The organism is Leyella stercorea (genome assembly GCF_021531355.1).
Classification (GTDB): Bacteria; Bacteroidota; Bacteroidia; order Bacteroidales; family Bacteroidaceae; genus Prevotella.
Window position 1 is genome coordinate 21,546 of sequence record NZ_JADYTS010000027.1, and the last position, 16,077, is coordinate 37,622.

A 16,077-nucleotide genomic window follows, 5' to 3' on the forward strand; every position below is an offset into this window, starting at 1 on the left:
ATCGCCAACGGCGACCAATTCAAAATTCAAAACTCAAAATTCAAAACTCAAAAATGAAAATACTTGTTCTTGGTGCCGGCAAGATGGGCAGCTTCTTTCTCGACGTTCTCAGTTTCGACCATGAGACAGCTGTATACGAGAAAGATCCGAAGCGCATGCGCTTCACTTACAACTGCCAGCGTTTCACCACGCTCGACGAGATAAAGGAGTTTCAGCCGCAGCTCGTCATCAATGCCGTTACACTTAAATACACTATATCAGCCTTCAAGGAAGTGATGCCAGTGCTTCCCGACGATTGCATCATCAGCGACATATCGTCTGTCAAGACCAATCTGAAGGAGTTTTACGAGCAGTCGGGACATCCATACGTCTCTACTCACCCGATGTTCGGTCCTACATTCGCCAACCTCGGACAACTCTCGGAGGAGAATGCCATCATCATTACAGAGGGCGACTATATGGGTCGCATATTCTTTAAGGACCTCTACGCACGATTGGGACTCAACATCTACGAGTACACCTTCGAGGAGCACGACAAGACCGTGGCATACTCATTGAGTACACCATTCGTCAGCACCTTCGTCTTCTCTGCCGTCATGAAGCATCAGGATGCGCCGGGCACAACATTCAAGCGCCATCTTCGCATAGCCAAAGGAGTGCTCAACGAGGACGACTATCTGCTTCAGGAAATTCTGTTCAACCCGTACACCAGCGGACAGGTGGCACAGATACGCGAAGAACTCGGCGAACTGATTGACATCATCGACAATAAGGATGCCAAGCGTATGAAGGCTTATCTTACAAAGATTCGCAACAACGTGAAGCAGGATATAGAGAATATATAAATAAGCTTGTCCGTTTTTATTTATGAAAGCGTATTCATCATATGATGAACACGCTTTCATCAGTTGATGTTAACTTGTTCATCAACTGAAGTGCAAGTTAACATCAACTGATAAATACGTATCAATCTTTCTTATGACTCTGTCCCTACTATTAATCTCCCTCTTCACATTTGTAGAACTCAACTGCGAGAACCTCTTCGACTGCCAGCACGACTCGTTGAAGAACGACATAGAGTTTCTGCCTGGCGGAGCTTATCATTGGACACGTACCCGCTATTGGCAGAAGCTGGATAGGATAGGGCAGACCATATTGTCGTGTGGCGAACAGCAAGTGACCAACCAACTATCGCCAAGAAGCAAAGCTTCAAAGCGGAAAGAGGGAGGAGTGAATAATGGCAAGTCTTGGCAGTTGCCCGATATGGTGGCTCTGTGCGAGGTGGAGAACGACAGCGTGCTGCATGATTTGACACGGCGCAGCTTGTTGCGCAATGCCTGTTACGAGTATGTTATGACCAATTCGCCCGACGAGCGTGGCATCGATGTGGCGTTGATGTATTCGCCCTATTCGTTCAGATTGATAGATAGTCACAGCGTAAGAGTGAAACCTATAAAGGGAATGCGCCCCACTCGCGACATTCTGTATGCTTCGGGTGTGACAGTTTCGGGCGACACTCTGCATGTCATAGTGGCGCATTTGCCGAGCCGTCGTGGTGGCGAGAAGTATTCACGCCCGTTCCGTATGGCTGCTGCCAGACAGGTGGCAGCAGTGGTAGACTCAATATATAATAATGTGTCGGCAGTAGCAAAGATAATCGTTGCTGGCGACTTCAACGACTACAGCAATTCGGAGAGTATACAGCTGTTGTGCAGCAAGCGTATGACCGAAGTGTCGCAAGGAGCCAAGGGATGCAATGGTGCCAAGGGAACTTATCGCTATCAAGGCTTGTGGGGTAGTCTTGACCACATACTTGTGAGTAGACCTTTGGCTGATATTTTAACAGAGTGTTATGTCAACGATGCCGAATTTCTGATAGAAAGAGACGAGAAATATGGAGGCGTGAAGCCTCGTCGCAATTATCTCGGACCTCGGTATCTGAATGGCTTTAGCGACCATTTGCCCCTTGTAGCAAGGTTTAAGTGGTAAAGTGTATTGCTTACAAAACGAAAGTGTTTATGTGTGATTTTATTGCAAATCGTATATTAATGCGATTTTTTAGAACTAAATTGTTGGTAGTTATGCAAAATCTGATTACCTTTGCAGCAATAGATAGTGTTCAAGGATAGCTATTGTAGAAAATCGACCTGCCCCTACGATGAATTCAAGGCGATAGATATGGGACACTTTATGCGAGAAAATAAAAGAAATAGATAAAATAAGAAACAATATGCAAATGAAACATCAGTTAAGAAGCGCAGTGTGTACCGAAGGCCGCCGTATGGCAGGAGCTCGCGCTCTTTGGGTAGCCGCAGGTATGAAACATGAACAGTTTGGCAAACCCATTATTGCTATTGTCAACTCGTTCACACAGTTTGTGCCAGGTCACACACATCTGCATGAGATTGGACAGATTGTGAAGAAGGAAATTGAGAGTATGGGTTGCTATGCTGCCGAGTTCAACACCATCGCCATTGACGACGGTATCGCTATGGGACACGACGGTATGCTGTATTCTTTGCCGTCGCGCGACATTATCGCCGACTCGGTGGAATACATGGTCAACGCCCACAAGGCTGATGCTATGATTTGCATTTCCAATTGCGACAAGATTACTCCGGGTATGCTTATGGCGTCGATGCGCCTAAATATCCCTACCGTGTTCTGTTCGGGCGGACCTATGGAGGCTGGACGATGGAACGGCGAGAATGCCGACCTTATCACAGCTATGATCAAGGGTGCCGACAAGACAGTATCTGACGACGAACTGGAGAAGATAGAGAAGTGCTCGTGTCCGGGATGCGGATGTTGCTCGGGCATGTTCACAGCCAACTCGATGAACTCTCTTACCGAGGCTATCGGTATGGCTCTGCCAGGCAACGGCACTATCCTCGCAACTCACAAGAACCGTATCGAACTCTTCAAGGCTGCTGCACGCCAGATTGTGAAGAACGCCTTCGCCTACTATCAGGACGGCGACGAGAGCGTGTTGCCGCGCAGCATAGCCACTCGCGACGCTTTCCTCAATGCCATGACTCTCGACATTGCCATGGGTGGCAGCACCAACACCGTGCTCCACTTGCTCGCTATCGCTCAGGAGGCTGAGACCGAATTCACAATGGCTGACATCGACCGCTTGAGCCGTCACGTGCCTTGCCTGTGCAAGCTCTCGCCAAACACCCAGAAGTATAGCGTACAGGAGTGCAACCGTGCAGGTGGCATTCTCGGAATATTGAACGAGCTGAACCGTGGCGGACTGATTCACGGCGACGTGAAGCGAGTAGACGGAATGACGCTTGCCGAGGCTATGGCTGAATACGACATTACAGGCGAAAGCATTTCTGCCGAAGCCGATCGTATTTATCACAGCGCACCGGGCAGAAAGTTCTCTACACAGATGGGTAGCCAGGATGCCCAGTGGGAGTCGCTCGATGCCGACCGTGAGAACGGTTGCATCCGCTCGCTCTCTCACGCCTACACCAAGGATGGCGGACTTGCTGTGCTCTTCGGCAACATTGCCCAGGACGGATGCGTGGTTAAGACAGCAGGTGTAGACCCGTCAATATGGAAGTTCAGCGGTCCTGCCAAGGTGTTCGACTCACAGGAGGCAGCTTGCGAGGGCATCCTCGGTGGCAAAATCAAGAGTGGCGACTGCGTTGTCATCACTCACGAGGGTCCGAAGGGCGGTCCGGGTATGCAGGAGATGCTCTATCCTACATCTTATATCAAGAGTATGCACCTCGGCAAGGAGTGCGCACTCATCACCGACGGCCGTTTCTCGGGCGGTACGTCAGGACTCAGCATCGGACACATCTCGCCTGAGGCTGCAGCTGGTGGCAACATCGGAAAGATAAAGGATGGCGACATCATTGAGATTGACATCCCCAACCGTTCAATCAACGTGAAGCTCAGCGACGAGGAACTTGCAGCCCGTCCGCAGCAGCCGCTTACACGCGACCGCCATGTAAGCAAGGCATTGCGAGCATACGCCCAGAGTGTAAGCTCGGCAGATAAGGGTGGAGTGAGAATAATCTAAAAAACTAAGCCCTACCCCCGGCCCCTCCCCCGTAGGGAGGGGAGTGGTATGCTTGCAGCTGACAAGGATTGGCTGATAATATAATGTGAGAAAAAATAAGTATAATATTAAAAATTCCCCGACAATACCCTTTAACTCTAAGTAGAAGTTTTCGAGGAGGGGGTCAAAATGGAACTTATAGGAATTTAAGAGGAAGTTAATCCATTGTCCGCTAACTTCTGTTAACTACGGGCAAAGCCCAAACTCCCTATAACTCCTATTTTGACACACCTTCCAGGGGGTGGGGCTTTATATATATGGAACAGATAACAGGAGCAGAAGCCTTGATGCGCTCTCTCAAGAACGAGGGCGTTAAAACCATCTTCGGCTATCCCGGCGGAGCTATAATGCCGGTGTTTGATGCTCTCTACGACTATACGAGAGGAGAGAAGAAAGCTTTCGACCATATACTCGTGCGTCATGAACAGGCGGCTGCACATGCAGCTGAGGGTTTCTCGCGCGTTAGTGGTGAGGTAGGAGTGTGCTTGGTTACGAGCGGTCCGGGCGTTACCAACACTTTGACAGGTGTTGCCGATGCCATGATTGACTCTACGCCTATTGTCGTCATTGCCGGACAGGTGGGCGTGAGCGCACTTGGCACAGACGCTTTTCAGGAGGTCGACCTCGTAGGTTTGGCTCAGCCTATCAGCAAATGGAGCTATCAGATACGTCGTCCCGAGGATATAGCATGGGCTATAAGCCGTGCATTCTACATTGCACGCACAGGTCGTCCGGGACCGGTCGTAATCGACTTCCCCAAGAGTGCACAGGTGAGCACATGCGAGTGGCAGCCGGCTAAGGTTACGTCGGTACGCAGCTACGAGCCGTATCCTAAGATTCAGGACGACCATGTGGCAGCAGCAGCCCAGCTTATCAACAATGCCAAGCGTCCGTTGGCGCTTGTAGGTCATGGAGTGGAATTGGGTGGAGCGCAGAACGAACTCGTAGAGTTTCTTGAGAAAGCCGATATTCCGGCTGCACGCACCTTGTTAGGCTTGTCGGCTTTGCCGTCCGACCATCCGCTCAACGTCGGAATGCTTGGCATGCACGGCAGCTATGCTCCTAACGTAATGACCCAGCAGGCCGATGTTATTATAGCCATAGGTATGCGTTTCAGCGACCGTGTGACTGGTCGTCTCGACACATACGCCAAGCAGGCTAAGATAATACATCTCGACATCGACAATGTAGAGATTGACAAGAACGTGAAGACCGACGTGTCGGTAGTAGGCGACTGCAAGATGTCGTTGCCTGCCATCACCCGACTGCTCAACAAGAACGAGCACACCGAGTGGATAGAAGGCTTCAAGCCTTATCTCCAGCAGGAGACCGAGAAGGTCATCGAGCCAGCCATTCATCCTAAGGAAGGACCGCTGCTCATGGGCGAGGTAGTGAATGCCGTGGCTGAGGCTACCGATGGCGAGGCTGTTCTGGTTAATGATGTCGGACAGAACCAGATGTTCTCTTGCCGTTATTTCAAGTACAAGCGCAAGCTGAGTGTAGTGACAAGTGGCGGACTCGGCACAATGGGATTCGGACTTCCGGCTGCTGTAGGAGCTACATTCGGTGCTCCAGACCGTACCATCTGCCTCTTCACAGGCGACGGTGGCTTCCAGATGAGCATTCAGGAACTTGGCACCATTATGGAGCAGCAGGCACCGGTCAAGGTGATACTGATGAACAACAACTACCTGGGCAACGTGCGCCAGTGGCAGGACATGTTCTTCAACCATCGCCAGTCGTTCACCAAGATGCTCAATCCCGACTATCGTCAGATATGCAGCGGCTATCATCTCAACTACGATGTGGTGATTGACCGTGGTGACCTTCATGCTGCCATCGACAAGATGCTCGCCACTCCCGGTCCGTACATTCTCGAATGTGCCATTAAGGAGGAGGACAACGTGCTGCCGATGACACCTCCCGGAAAGAGCGTTGACGAAATGCTGCTTGAGATAAATATTTAGTGTTAGTTAATAATTAGAGAAAAATGGAACTATATACATTGCTGGTTTACTCGGAAAACATAGCTGGTATTCTGAATCAGATTACCGCTGTGTTCACCCGTCAGCAGGTCAACATAGAGAGTCTGAACGTTTCGGCTTCGAGCATAGAGGGAATACATAAGTACACCATCACGGCATGGAGCGACGAGGAACAGATAATTAAGATTACCAAGCAGATAGAGCGCAAGATTGACGTTATCAAGGCCGACTACTATCTCGACAACGAGCTCTTCATCCATGAGATTGCCATCTACAAGATTTCAACACCGGTGATGATGGAGAACCCGGAAGTGTCGCGCGTGATACGTCGAAGCGGTGCGCGTATGATGGAGGTCAACCCCACATACGCCACAGTACAGATAGCAGGACTTACTGATGACGTGCAGAACCTCTTCAATGCTCTCAACTCCTTCGGATGTCTGCTGCAATACTCACGCTCGGGCCGTATTGCCGTGACACGTAGCATGGACGAGCCTGTGTCGGAGTATCTGCATAAGAATAAGAATATGTAAAAACAACAAGCCCTACCTCCAGCCCCTCCCCCGTAGGGGGAGCGGTACGTGGGGCTTTTATCAATCTATCTTTATGAATCTACTAAGCAAAATCGGAAGCTACGACTTCCTTGTGGAACCATTCCACTGTGATTTCTCCAATCACATCTTTATCGGACACTTGGGCAACCATCTGCTCAATGCCGCCGACTTCCACTCCAACGAGCGAGGCTACGGCATGGACTATCTCAACACCGTACACAAGACATGGGTGCTATCGCGCTTCGTAATGGAAATGAACGAGATGCCCGAAGCCTACGACCGCATCACCATCGACACATGGGTGGAGAATGTCATGAAGTTCTTCACAAGTCGCAATTACGCCATCCGCAACAAGGAGGGCAAGGTGTATGGCTACGGACGCAGTATCTGGGCAATGATTGATACCGAATCGCGTCAGCCCGTAGACATTCTGCAGGAGCGCGACGGACTCATCACGAAGTATATCGAAACCACGAAGGAGTGCCCCATCGAGCCGTTCAAGCGTGTCAAGGTGGCTAAGACTGCCGACTGCATACACCACGTGGAGACACACTACAGCGACGTAGACGTGAACGGCCACATCAACTCCGTGAAGTATATAGAGCACATCCTCGACATGTGGACCGTCGAATGGTACAAGACCCACCGTCTGAAGCGCCTCGACATAGCCTATGTAGCTGAATCGTACTTCGGCGACACGCTCCACTTCTCGGTAGAGCGACGCTCCGACGAGGAGTGCGACATATTGGTGCAGAAGACTTCCGACGACTGTCCCGAAATGAAGGAAGTGTGCCGATGCAAACTTACATTTGCTAAGAAGGGATAAAATCTAATAATAAACAATGCGCCCTGTAAGGGCAAAAGCGTTATTTATCAATGCTTTTGCCTCTACAGGGCGTTTTGCTTTTCTATGAGTTTTATTGGGCTTTGCCTTTCCGCCATGCGCCGGTGGCCGTTGGTTCAGCCCGCTTCGTTCTCACGAATTAAACATTAATCATTAAACATTAACAGCAGCTCTGTACGCCGAGGGAGGCGAGGAGTGCGGTGATTACGCTCACGATAAACTGGAGCACGGTCTTGAGAGTTTCTTTGTTTGAGCTTTTCATGGTATTTAGGTTTTTAAGGAGTTAAAAATGTTGAGGTGTTGAGGTGTTTAGGGCTGTGGGAGTTTGTTTGGGCCGTCGTACCAATCCGCTTCGGACACTTTCGCCATCTGGTTGTACACAGCGTTTTTCGACTCGCCCTGACCCAGGAAGCGGATACGGCAACCAATGATATCGCTGAAAGCGCTGAATTCTTTCTCGGTGTTTGCGCCCTTTGACCGGATTGACGGATAGAAGAATCCGAAATTATCGAGCTTCACCTTCTTGCCCTCAAGGCACAGTTCCTTGATACATCCCACCATGTCGGTAAGTATAGCAAGTATCTGGCCGCGCGAGAAGTTAGTGTTATGGTCGGCCATGTGCTGCGCAAGCTTTGGGAGGTCGAACATTTCGCGATAGTAGGCTCGGGCGTAGTACTTGCCGTTGGTCTCGCCCTTGCGGTTGCTCTGATATATTCTAACGGGTATTGCCATAGTTTAGTTCTTGTGTTGTTAATATTGTTGTGTTGTTGTTTTTAATTCTAACCCTGGTCTGTTCCCGGTTCAGAAGGTTCGAACTGCGACTTGTCGAACTTCGTCACACGCTTGAACTTCAGTCTGTGATTGTACATATCCTCTCCAAGACACATCTTGCCGGATGGGAGAAAGGCGATTCTGGTAGCAATCACGTCGTCTTTAACGCTATACTCCTTAGCGGTGAGTGCGCCCTTTGAGCGGATGGCGGGTTTGAAGATACCGAGGTCGGGCAGCTTGACAGCGTAGCCCGCGAGAGTCAATGTGCGCAGACACATTACCATGTCGTCGAGCAGGCCGAGGATTTGACCCTTAGAGTACGAGCAGTGGTGAGAGCACATGTGGTCGGCAAGACCTCTGAGGTCTACAGTCTCAAGGTGCACGGCGCGAGCGTACCACTTGCCGTTAGTCTCGCCCTTGCGATTTGACTGATTTAGTGCGTAGTTAATCATGTTGAAAAGGGATTTTAGTTAAACAATTTGATTATGATGCAAAGTTACGCTCTTTGCTCCGTATATGCAATAGTTGTCCCTTACGACGTGCAAAGTTGTCCCTTACGACATGCAAAGTTGTCCCTTACGACGTGAGAAGTCATTAGACATCGTAGATTGTCATCTTGTCATCTTGTCATTTTGTCAAAATGAAAAAGAAAAAGTCGTTGTCAAACCTCTATAGTATAATATAAAATTTTTATATTATACTATAGACCAAAATAACCAACTCTCAGAAAATGAAAATGACAAGATGACAAAATGACAAGATGACAAGATTTAACAGCATTGCTGAGAAATTCCATGAAATTGTGGGGCTGATTGAGGTAAAATTTGTGGAAAAAATGTTATTTTTGCATTTTATATAACGTATAATATGGCAAAGAAAGTAAAACAGAAAATCCAACTGGTGGAAGGTGTTGATCCCGGCTTGTTCGGACAGAAGTATTCATGAAGTCGCCAGAACTTGAAACACCCCGAATCAGTAAAAACGAGATTAAGAATATCATACTTGGTGATGGGCAAAAACTGCTTAGGCCAGAAAGAAGATTTGACGCCTATCTCGTAAGCCATCCCGAATTGTTTGAATAAGGAAAAGATGAAAGTAGTTGATTTATTTTGTGGTTGTGGCGGATTGAGTCTTGGCTTTGAAAAGGCTGGAATGGATGTGGTTGCCGGCTTTGACAATTGGCAGGACGCGCTTGATGTGTACAGACGCAATTTCACGCACCCGGCTATAAGAACCGACTTGTCGAACGTTGAGGAGTCGGTTGAGAAAATCTGCCAGTTTAAACCGGATATGATAATCGGAGGTCCTCCATGTCAGGACTTTTCGTCTGCGGGCAAACGCAATAAGGACAATGGCCGTGGTGACTTGACCGTGTGCTATGCTCGCATAACATGTGGCTGATGCAATATTCAGATATTCGGGCGCGAAACGCTTGGATACAGCATATGCCAAGCCTAAAAGACCCCAACAGCTCAACCTGTTCAACCCATCTTGTCAATATGCATACAAAAGTATCTCTGACGACTGTATGTTGCGAGAGGACTAAGTTCTGTTAAGATACTTAATAACTAAAAATTAAAATGACTATATTCAAATTTTATTCTTTCGAGAACTCACCTATTGAAAACACATCACAGTTGTTTGATATTAACGACGGTGCTCCATCTCAGTCCACCGACCCCATACAGCGATTTGGAAGTCTGTTCACAACAGGCAGACAAACCGAACTGACTGTGCCAAAGGACATACAGGGCACGGATTGGGACATCTTCCGTTGTCAGGTGCTGCGTCATGAGGGTGGCGTGGTGCTGATGGCGTTGGAGAACAACCGCAGCAAGCACACCATCATCAATCTAAAGGACGTGGAGCATGAGCATCATCCCTTTTGCCTCGTCATCATCGACAATCGCCCCGACCGACAGTTTATCGGCATAGAACGCAACTCGTCTTTTGGAACCAACACCGACAAGGTGGCAGACATATTGCGTATAGGTCTTTCGTACAAGATGCGTGAATACAGACGAAGCATCGAGATAAAACGACTGACAAAACAGACAACCGACTTTTGGGATGTAGTGGACGAAATAAAGAAAACGTTCGACGACCATGTGACAAGGATAAGCATCGATTATGCCGACGATGGCAAAAAGGCAAAGTCGCGACGGGCTAACGACCTGCTCGCCGCTATATGTATGCTTGCACAAAAGTCGAAAAGCGATGCTCTCTTCGAACTAAAAGCTAATACCGACGAAGGCGTTTGCTTGGACAATATACGTCGTGATGTGCAGCATATTGCCGACATCTGCCTGAAACAGTCAAATTATGATTTGTCTGTGAGGTTCAAGAATTTTGGTGTCTACCGCTATGGTTCCGACCTCGTGGCGCAATTCAGCGTGGACGATAATGTGGCTATAGACTTCGCCGATGGCAAACCGATTCTCGACTTTGAGACGGGTGGGCAAAGCTACGACCTTGTGTATTGGCTCAACCGATTCTGTCAACTGAAGAACAACAATTATAAGAATGAACCTATTCAGCCCAAAAGAACGCGACGCGGTAGAAGATAAATACTGCGACACTCCCGTCTATGAAATGGCAGAGGATGTGTGTAGCCGCTGTCTTGTCAGTTGTCGCACATTCGCACTCCATGCCTCAGAGCTACTTTATCTTGCATTTTACATCATCGACACCATCAGAGGCAGCGACCCCAAACGTGCCCGACGCTTTGCAGATAGATGCTACGACGATAATATGAATTATCTGCGCCACGACAAGCAGACTGGCGCATCAGACGAAGATTTGCATACGGTCGTGACTGTCACGCTACACACAGCCGTGCAATGGATGCTTGACAGCGGACATGGAGAATGGACATGGGCAGCACGATTGTTGGAGCAACAAATAGCCGAGCGACATGGAGAAGGGCTTGTAGAATTGGCACTTAGTTTTGGCAAGTGTGCATATAGGGAAGACGAAGAAGAACGCCACCAATTCATGCAGCACTACATGGAGGACATGACACTTATCTCGCAGGAGATAGACGATTTGCTCGACGCTTTGGCTAATGTTGCTGCGAACAATGATGACGGCAAGAAGATATATAATATAACGGGCGACTTGGTAATGCAGAAGCACGTGGCTAATGAGGTGAATGGAGTTGCCTCGGGAGGCGTGGGAGTTAGCGTAGGAGCTAGTAATTAAAATTGAATTATCAAACTTATTATGGACAAGGAACTTTTAGAAAAGATATTGAAGAGCGGAATAACCGTACAGGGCGACCTGGTAATGGAGAAGCATGTGGAGAATGAAATTGGTAATGTGGAGGCTGGAGGCATAGGCATTCAGATTGTGCACGGTTCTGGTAAAAATACGTCGTGCAAGCCTAATGCCAATGCCGACTCGCTCGCCCTGCTCGACACTCCCGAGGCTCAGCAATTATGGGAGAAAGCAATCGAAGCCGGATGGGTGGACACGGACCGCCAGCCTACCAACCGCTTGGACACAAAGGCTGCTAAGGCTGTGTTTGCCAATGTGATGATAGAAAAGCTGAACGTTCCGCGACCTGGTTATGTGCCTTTTGAGGCGCTGTGGGGTGTGGCAGGACTGCAGAACTCTTATTCAAGCGGAATAGAACGCAATGTTAACGGAGATTTGAAGAAGCAGATAATGGAATCGCTTCGTTAACGATTTTTCCTTGGAGCAAATTTATTGGAGAGTGTGTGGACTTATAAATACGAATAATGTTTTAAGCTTGAACAATATATTTCAACGACTAAAACATTATTCGTATTCTCGCCTTGCGAACTAAAAAATATCTCAAAACAAAGTAGGTTCATAAAAGCTCTGTCTTGGCATCAATAAGGAAGAAAGAGTTGGTACCTTTATATTGAGGAGTTCTTTGGGCTCCAACTTGTGCAATCCTCCTCCATATTCACGACCGTTAATCGCAAATTGTTCACTGGTAACCTCATTCAAGGTTTGCCATACCTCATTCAACAAATTTGTATCTGTCAGGCATTTTGAATAATTCTCTTTTGGGTACAGTAGCAAATACACATTTGTTGTGATAGCTTTTGTTTTGTTTAGTATGAAACGAAACATCTTCTTCGAAGAATCACCACGTCCCATGTAAGGGATGACAAAAGGAGCAGGTTTTCTGTCTTCGCAGAAATACCAAAGAGGGCGATGACTGCAAATGTAACCTTTATTTATTCCGCGTTTTATTCCTTCTTGTATATACTCCCATACGCTCGGATATTTCTCTCTCAGAATATCCTCAGGCAAATTGCATGAGAACAAAAACTGTTTTTGTTCCAATGCTATATTCCCCTCGTTGTCAGATAATATGATGTCTTCTTTTAAATATCTTGGACTGGGAAGCACAGGCTTGAGAAACTTTTCTGGTATATGGTATTTCTCTACGGTATCCATGTCCACCACAAAAAAGTCGTTGTCTCCTGTTGCTATTCCACGTTTTACTGTAAAAAAGTTTCCTAATCTACAATCGTCATTACTTGAAAATTTCGTTGCATTCTCAACAAACATATTAGACCATTTGTCAGACGCTGTCAAGCTTTTTCTGTCTATTATCAATTTCTTTGACGGGACATTCACATCTTCTCCACATGAGAACTCTATGTCTTTTTCTGATGGTTTGCCCTTTCTGAAGAATACTATTGTAGAACTGACAAGTGCGTCATCAAATTGTACGTCATCTGCCTTGAATTTGTGAACACATAAGAGGTCAACGCATTCGAGCAAGTATTGTTTTACGGCTTTTCCATAATTGACATCCATAAATTCGGACGGTATCAGCCAACAAGACAAAGCTCCTTCTGCCAACCACCTCTCCGAGAGTATAAGAAAATAGCAATACAACCCTGCCAATCCAGAAATCTTAATTCCAGTATTTTGCATTACTTCTTTTTGCAGATCTTTTTTAGTATTGGCTTCGATGTGATGATGTCTTACATATGGAGGATTGGCTACAAGCAAATCGAACTGTTCTCCATTTGTTCTTGCTTTCAAAAAATCGGCTTTCCTTAGTTCTAAGTCCTCTTTTGCCCAAAGTTCTTGGGCAGGATTATAATAATGATCGTCTATTTCAAAACCTAACCCATGACCAGCTGTGTCTTTAAACACGCTGCGAAAAGCTGCATAAAATGTTCCTAACCCGATAGAAGGCTCAATAAAATTAACTGTGTTTTTATGACAGAAAGTTTTCGCTTTTTTCATTATGCTGCATGCCAGAGGGTATGGAGTGGCAAATTGCCCCTTCATATTACGCTCTTTTGACGTTTTTTGTGCATCCAGCGCTTTTTGCAATCTGTCACGCTCTTTGTTGTAAGAAACTATGTCCAAGTTCATACGCCTGCCTTTTTAAAGTCAGTTACCCTATGTTCCCATATCCAGTCAATACCTTCGGCCGCTTCGTAGCCGAGGTAGCCACTATCAAAATATCCACACAAGAAAAGAACAAAGTCAATATTGTTCCCATATGTGTTTTTTAATTGTTCTATCTTTTGTGCCTCTTCTTTTCTACGTTTATTGGTATTGGTGAAATCTCCTGCCGATTTGCATTCCACAAGAAGTGGCAACGAGCCTTCGTTGCATCCCATTCGCTTTATAACGACATCTATTGGCATATTCACACCAAGGCGACTCATCTTGACGGGCACATTAAGGTGGTAAGTGAATGTGCCTGGCTCCATATCTGAAAATAAAGCGACGTCTTTAGAGTCAACAAAAGTATATCCTTCTGAAACGAGATAATCGCTAATGACCTTCAATTGTCTTTTTTCTTGTTCATTACGTATTATCGGGTCAGATAATGTTCCGCATAATCTGTCTGCTACAATACATTCCGCTATTTTAAGTTCTTCTAAAGTAGGTGTTTCGCCTCTTTGAATCCAAGAGAACAATTCTACGTCAAGTAATTTGTTAAGTACGTTAGCAAGCCTGTTCAAGCATTCCTCTTTTTCTTCTTCTGACAGCTTTTGTGGCAAACGTCCGTTCTCCATATTCTTGATAAAAGAAGGCTTAACACCTGAAAATCCCATAAGCCTTTCGCGTGCAATAGGGGGAGTTGTTGCCATTCTCAGAATAGTGATAAGTTCTGGATGTTCTTTTAGGTGTGTGGTGGTAAAATGAAAATTGTTGGTTTGGTTGATTGCCAATCCTACTTGTTCCATTGCACGCCTGCGTTCTTTTGTGTATGTAGCAGGTGCAAAATTCAGAAACCAGTCATTGTAAAGTGAAATTGATTGTATAGTATCTTTTTTCCATAATTCTGTGTTTCTTCTATTTATAATATAACTTGATTTTCTTGCCATAATTTGTTGATGGATTATTTTATAACTATATTTTGGATGCGAAGATATAAAATAAAACGAAGAAAACGAAATGGTATTGCGAAAACTTTCCTATCTAACTATATTTTGGGGATATAGTACAAACGTACTGACCACGTATTATTACGGTTGCCCTCTTTTTTTCTCTCTATCTTTGCCCTCGTAATCCTCACGGCATGCTTCGGTTGTCTGTGTGGGGTTGCGAGGAATTTTATTTATAAACAATTAAAAATATTTATATGATATGACAAATCAGATTAAGATTTTTGAGAGTCCGGAGTTCGGAAGGATAAGGACGGTGAATGATGAGAATGGTGAGCCTTGGTTCATCGGTAAGGATGTGGCGGATGTGCTGGGATACTGCAATTCGCGTGACGCTTTACGAAAACACGTTGATGTGGAAGACAAAACCACCGTCGCAATTCGCGACACTGGTTCTAACTATAAATCAAATGCTGTTCTCATCAACGAGTCGGGGCTCTACTCGCTCATCCTCCAGTCTAAGTTGCCAAGGGCACGAGAGTTTAAGCGTTGGGTCACCTCTGAGGTGCTTCCGCAAATCCGCAAGACTGGTGGCTACATTCCTCTTGATAATGAGGACGACGACAAGACGATTCTGGCCAAGGCGGTGAGGATTCTCAATCGAACGCTGGAGCAGAAGGAGGAGCTGATAGAGGCGCAACGTCCTAAGGTGGAGTTTGCCGATGCGGTGACTACGGGCGACGGCTGCATCCTGATGAGCGAGCTGGCTAAGCTGCTCACGCGCAACGGCTATCCTACGGGACGCACACGACTGTTTCGCTGGATGAGGGAGAACGGCTATATCTTCAAGCGGTCGACGGAGCCTATTCAGAAATGGGTGGAGCAGGGACTGTTCGCTACGTCGGTGACGGTGATCAAGACGCACCACGGCACGGAGGAGAGAGTGACTACGAAGGTGACGGGGAAGGGACAGGAGTATTTTCTCAGCAAGCTGAGGAAGTTTTGAATTTTGATTTTTGAGTTTTGAATTGTGCGCTACGCGCATTAGGAATTGTTCAATGTTGAATTGAGAATTCCTAAATCAAAAATTCAAAATCGCCAACGGCGACAATTCAGAACTCAAAATTCAAAACTCAAAACTGAACAATTCAAAATCGGCTTTGCCGATAATTCAAAACTCAAAATTCAAAACTCAAAATTCAAAAATATGGAAACAAAAATTATGCGAGTGGTACAGCAGGGCGAGGCTTTCGCTGTACAGAGTCAGAAGACGGAGAGTGGCCAGACTATGAAGTGCAACATCATGCTTCAGGAACTTGGCGGCAAGTACGAGAACCAGTATGTGGCAGCTATGCTCGGCAATACGGCAGGATGCCGATTCAGTCCGGGCGACCTTGTGGCTGTGACGCTGCGCTTCTCTACACGAGAGTATAACGGGGCACATTATCAGGATATCCTTGTTACGGATATTGCGAAGATTAAGTAGGAAGCCCCACCCCCTTGCCCCTCACAAGGC

The 16,077-nt window shown here is 46.8% G+C and carries 17 protein-coding genes and 1 pseudogene; 13 read left to right on the top strand and 5 right to left on the bottom strand.

All coding sequences use genetic code 11. The features are described 5' to 3' along the window. Positions 1 to 53 precede the first annotated feature (53 nt). From I6E38_RS07515 to I6E38_RS07540, 6 genes are all read left to right on the top strand, one after another. Entirely contained in the window at positions 54 to 845 is a 792-nt protein-coding gene (locus I6E38_RS07515) for a prephenate dehydrogenase (protein WP_235393386.1), read from the top strand. 133 nt (positions 846 to 978) lie between these two features. Beyond that, positions 979 to 1,989, top strand: a complete 1,011-nt coding sequence (locus I6E38_RS07520; protein WP_235393387.1) for an endonuclease/exonuclease/phosphatase family protein — start codon at positions 979 to 981, stop codon at positions 1,987 to 1,989. A gap of 247 nt (positions 1,990 to 2,236) precedes the next feature. After that, entirely contained in the window at positions 2,237 to 4,036 is a 1,800-nt protein-coding gene (gene ilvD / locus I6E38_RS07525) for a dihydroxy-acid dehydratase (RefSeq protein WP_235393388.1), read from the top strand. A gap of 290 nt (positions 4,037 to 4,326) precedes the next feature. Beyond that, positions 4,327 to 6,042, top strand: a complete 1,716-nt coding sequence (gene ilvB / locus I6E38_RS07530) for a biosynthetic-type acetolactate synthase large subunit (protein ID WP_235393403.1) — start codon at positions 4,327 to 4,329, stop codon at positions 6,040 to 6,042. A 23-nt stretch (positions 6,043 to 6,065) separates the two neighbouring features. Then, positions 6,066 to 6,593, top strand: coding sequence for an acetolactate synthase small subunit (ilvN, locus tag I6E38_RS07535; protein WP_235393389.1), 528 nt, complete (start codon positions 6,066 to 6,068; stop codon positions 6,591 to 6,593). A 73-nt stretch (positions 6,594 to 6,666) separates the two neighbouring features. Beyond that, positions 6,667 to 7,440, top strand: a complete 774-nt coding sequence (locus I6E38_RS07540; RefSeq protein ID WP_235393390.1) for an acyl-[acyl-carrier-protein] thioesterase — start codon at positions 6,667 to 6,669, stop codon at positions 7,438 to 7,440. Between the two features lie 178 nt (positions 7,441 to 7,618). On the opposite strand, the gene I6E38_RS07545 is transcribed toward I6E38_RS07540, so the two are convergent. From I6E38_RS07545 to I6E38_RS07555, 3 genes are read right to left on the bottom strand one after another with little or no spacing between them, the layout of a single operon-like run. After that, on the bottom strand, positions 7,619 to 7,720 hold the full coding sequence (locus tag I6E38_RS07545; RefSeq protein WP_235393391.1) for a smalltalk protein: 102 nt from the start codon (positions 7,718 to 7,720) through the stop codon (positions 7,619 to 7,621). A gap of 47 nt (positions 7,721 to 7,767) precedes the next feature. After that, the gene (locus I6E38_RS07550; protein WP_235393392.1) at positions 7,768 to 8,190 is read right to left on the bottom strand and encodes an HU family DNA-binding protein; all 423 of its coding nucleotides are present in this window, start codon (positions 8,188 to 8,190) and stop codon (positions 7,768 to 7,770) included. A gap of 47 nt (positions 8,191 to 8,237) precedes the next feature. Continuing rightward, a complete protein-coding gene (locus I6E38_RS07555) occupies positions 8,238 to 8,681 on the bottom strand; it encodes an HU family DNA-binding protein (protein WP_235393393.1) in 444 nt (147 codons plus the stop codon). Between the two features lie 486 nt (positions 8,682 to 9,167). Between I6E38_RS07555 and I6E38_RS07560 the strand changes: the two are divergent. The 5 genes and pseudogenes from I6E38_RS07560 to I6E38_RS07580 all read left to right on the top strand — a co-directional run. After that, positions 9,168 to 9,311: pseudogene (locus I6E38_RS07560) on the top strand (HindVP family restriction endonuclease); the annotation flags it as partial. A 7-nt stretch (positions 9,312 to 9,318) separates the two neighbouring features. Beyond that, on the top strand, positions 9,319 to 9,630 hold the full coding sequence (locus I6E38_RS07565) for a DNA cytosine methyltransferase (RefSeq protein WP_235393395.1): 312 nt from the start codon (positions 9,319 to 9,321) through the stop codon (positions 9,628 to 9,630). A gap of 179 nt (positions 9,631 to 9,809) precedes the next feature. Then, a complete protein-coding gene (locus I6E38_RS07570; protein WP_235393396.1) occupies positions 9,810 to 10,796 on the top strand; it encodes a hypothetical protein in 987 nt (328 codons plus the stop codon). After that, complete coding sequence (locus tag I6E38_RS07575) at positions 10,753 to 11,430, top strand: hypothetical protein (RefSeq protein ID WP_235393397.1); 678 nt, start codon at positions 10,753 to 10,755, stop codon at positions 11,428 to 11,430. Before I6E38_RS07570 ends, I6E38_RS07575 begins: the two co-directional genes overlap by 44 nt. Before the next feature lie 21 nt (positions 11,431 to 11,451). After that, positions 11,452 to 11,913, top strand: coding sequence for a hypothetical protein (locus I6E38_RS07580; RefSeq protein ID WP_235393398.1), 462 nt, complete (start codon positions 11,452 to 11,454; stop codon positions 11,911 to 11,913). 132 nt (positions 11,914 to 12,045) lie between these two features. Here the strand turns inward: I6E38_RS07580 and I6E38_RS07585 are convergent, their stop codons facing one another. Both I6E38_RS07585 and I6E38_RS07590 read right to left on the bottom strand, forming a co-directional pair. Further along, positions 12,046 to 13,596: an Eco57I restriction-modification methylase domain-containing protein gene (locus tag I6E38_RS07585; RefSeq protein ID WP_235393399.1), complete on the bottom strand. Its 1,551-nt coding sequence runs from the start codon at positions 13,594 to 13,596 to the stop codon at positions 12,046 to 12,048. Next, a complete protein-coding gene (locus tag I6E38_RS07590; RefSeq protein ID WP_235393400.1) occupies positions 13,593 to 14,561 on the bottom strand; it encodes a XamI family restriction endonuclease in 969 nt (322 codons plus the stop codon). Before I6E38_RS07590 ends, I6E38_RS07585 begins: the two co-directional genes overlap by 4 nt. Before the next feature lie 262 nt (positions 14,562 to 14,823). Between I6E38_RS07590 and I6E38_RS07595 the strand changes: the two genes are divergently transcribed. Together I6E38_RS07595 and I6E38_RS07600 are read left to right on the top strand one after the other, a co-directional pair. After that, positions 14,824 to 15,567 carry a phage antirepressor gene (locus I6E38_RS07595; protein WP_235393401.1) on the top strand — a complete coding sequence of 248 codons (744 nt, stop codon included), beginning with the start codon at positions 14,824 to 14,826 and terminating at the stop codon, positions 15,565 to 15,567. A gap of 201 nt (positions 15,568 to 15,768) precedes the next feature. After that, the gene (locus I6E38_RS07600) at positions 15,769 to 16,047 is read left to right on the top strand and encodes a hypothetical protein (RefSeq protein ID WP_235393402.1); all 279 of its coding nucleotides are present in this window, start codon (positions 15,769 to 15,771) and stop codon (positions 16,045 to 16,047) included. Positions 16,048 to 16,077: the final 30 nt, after the last annotated feature.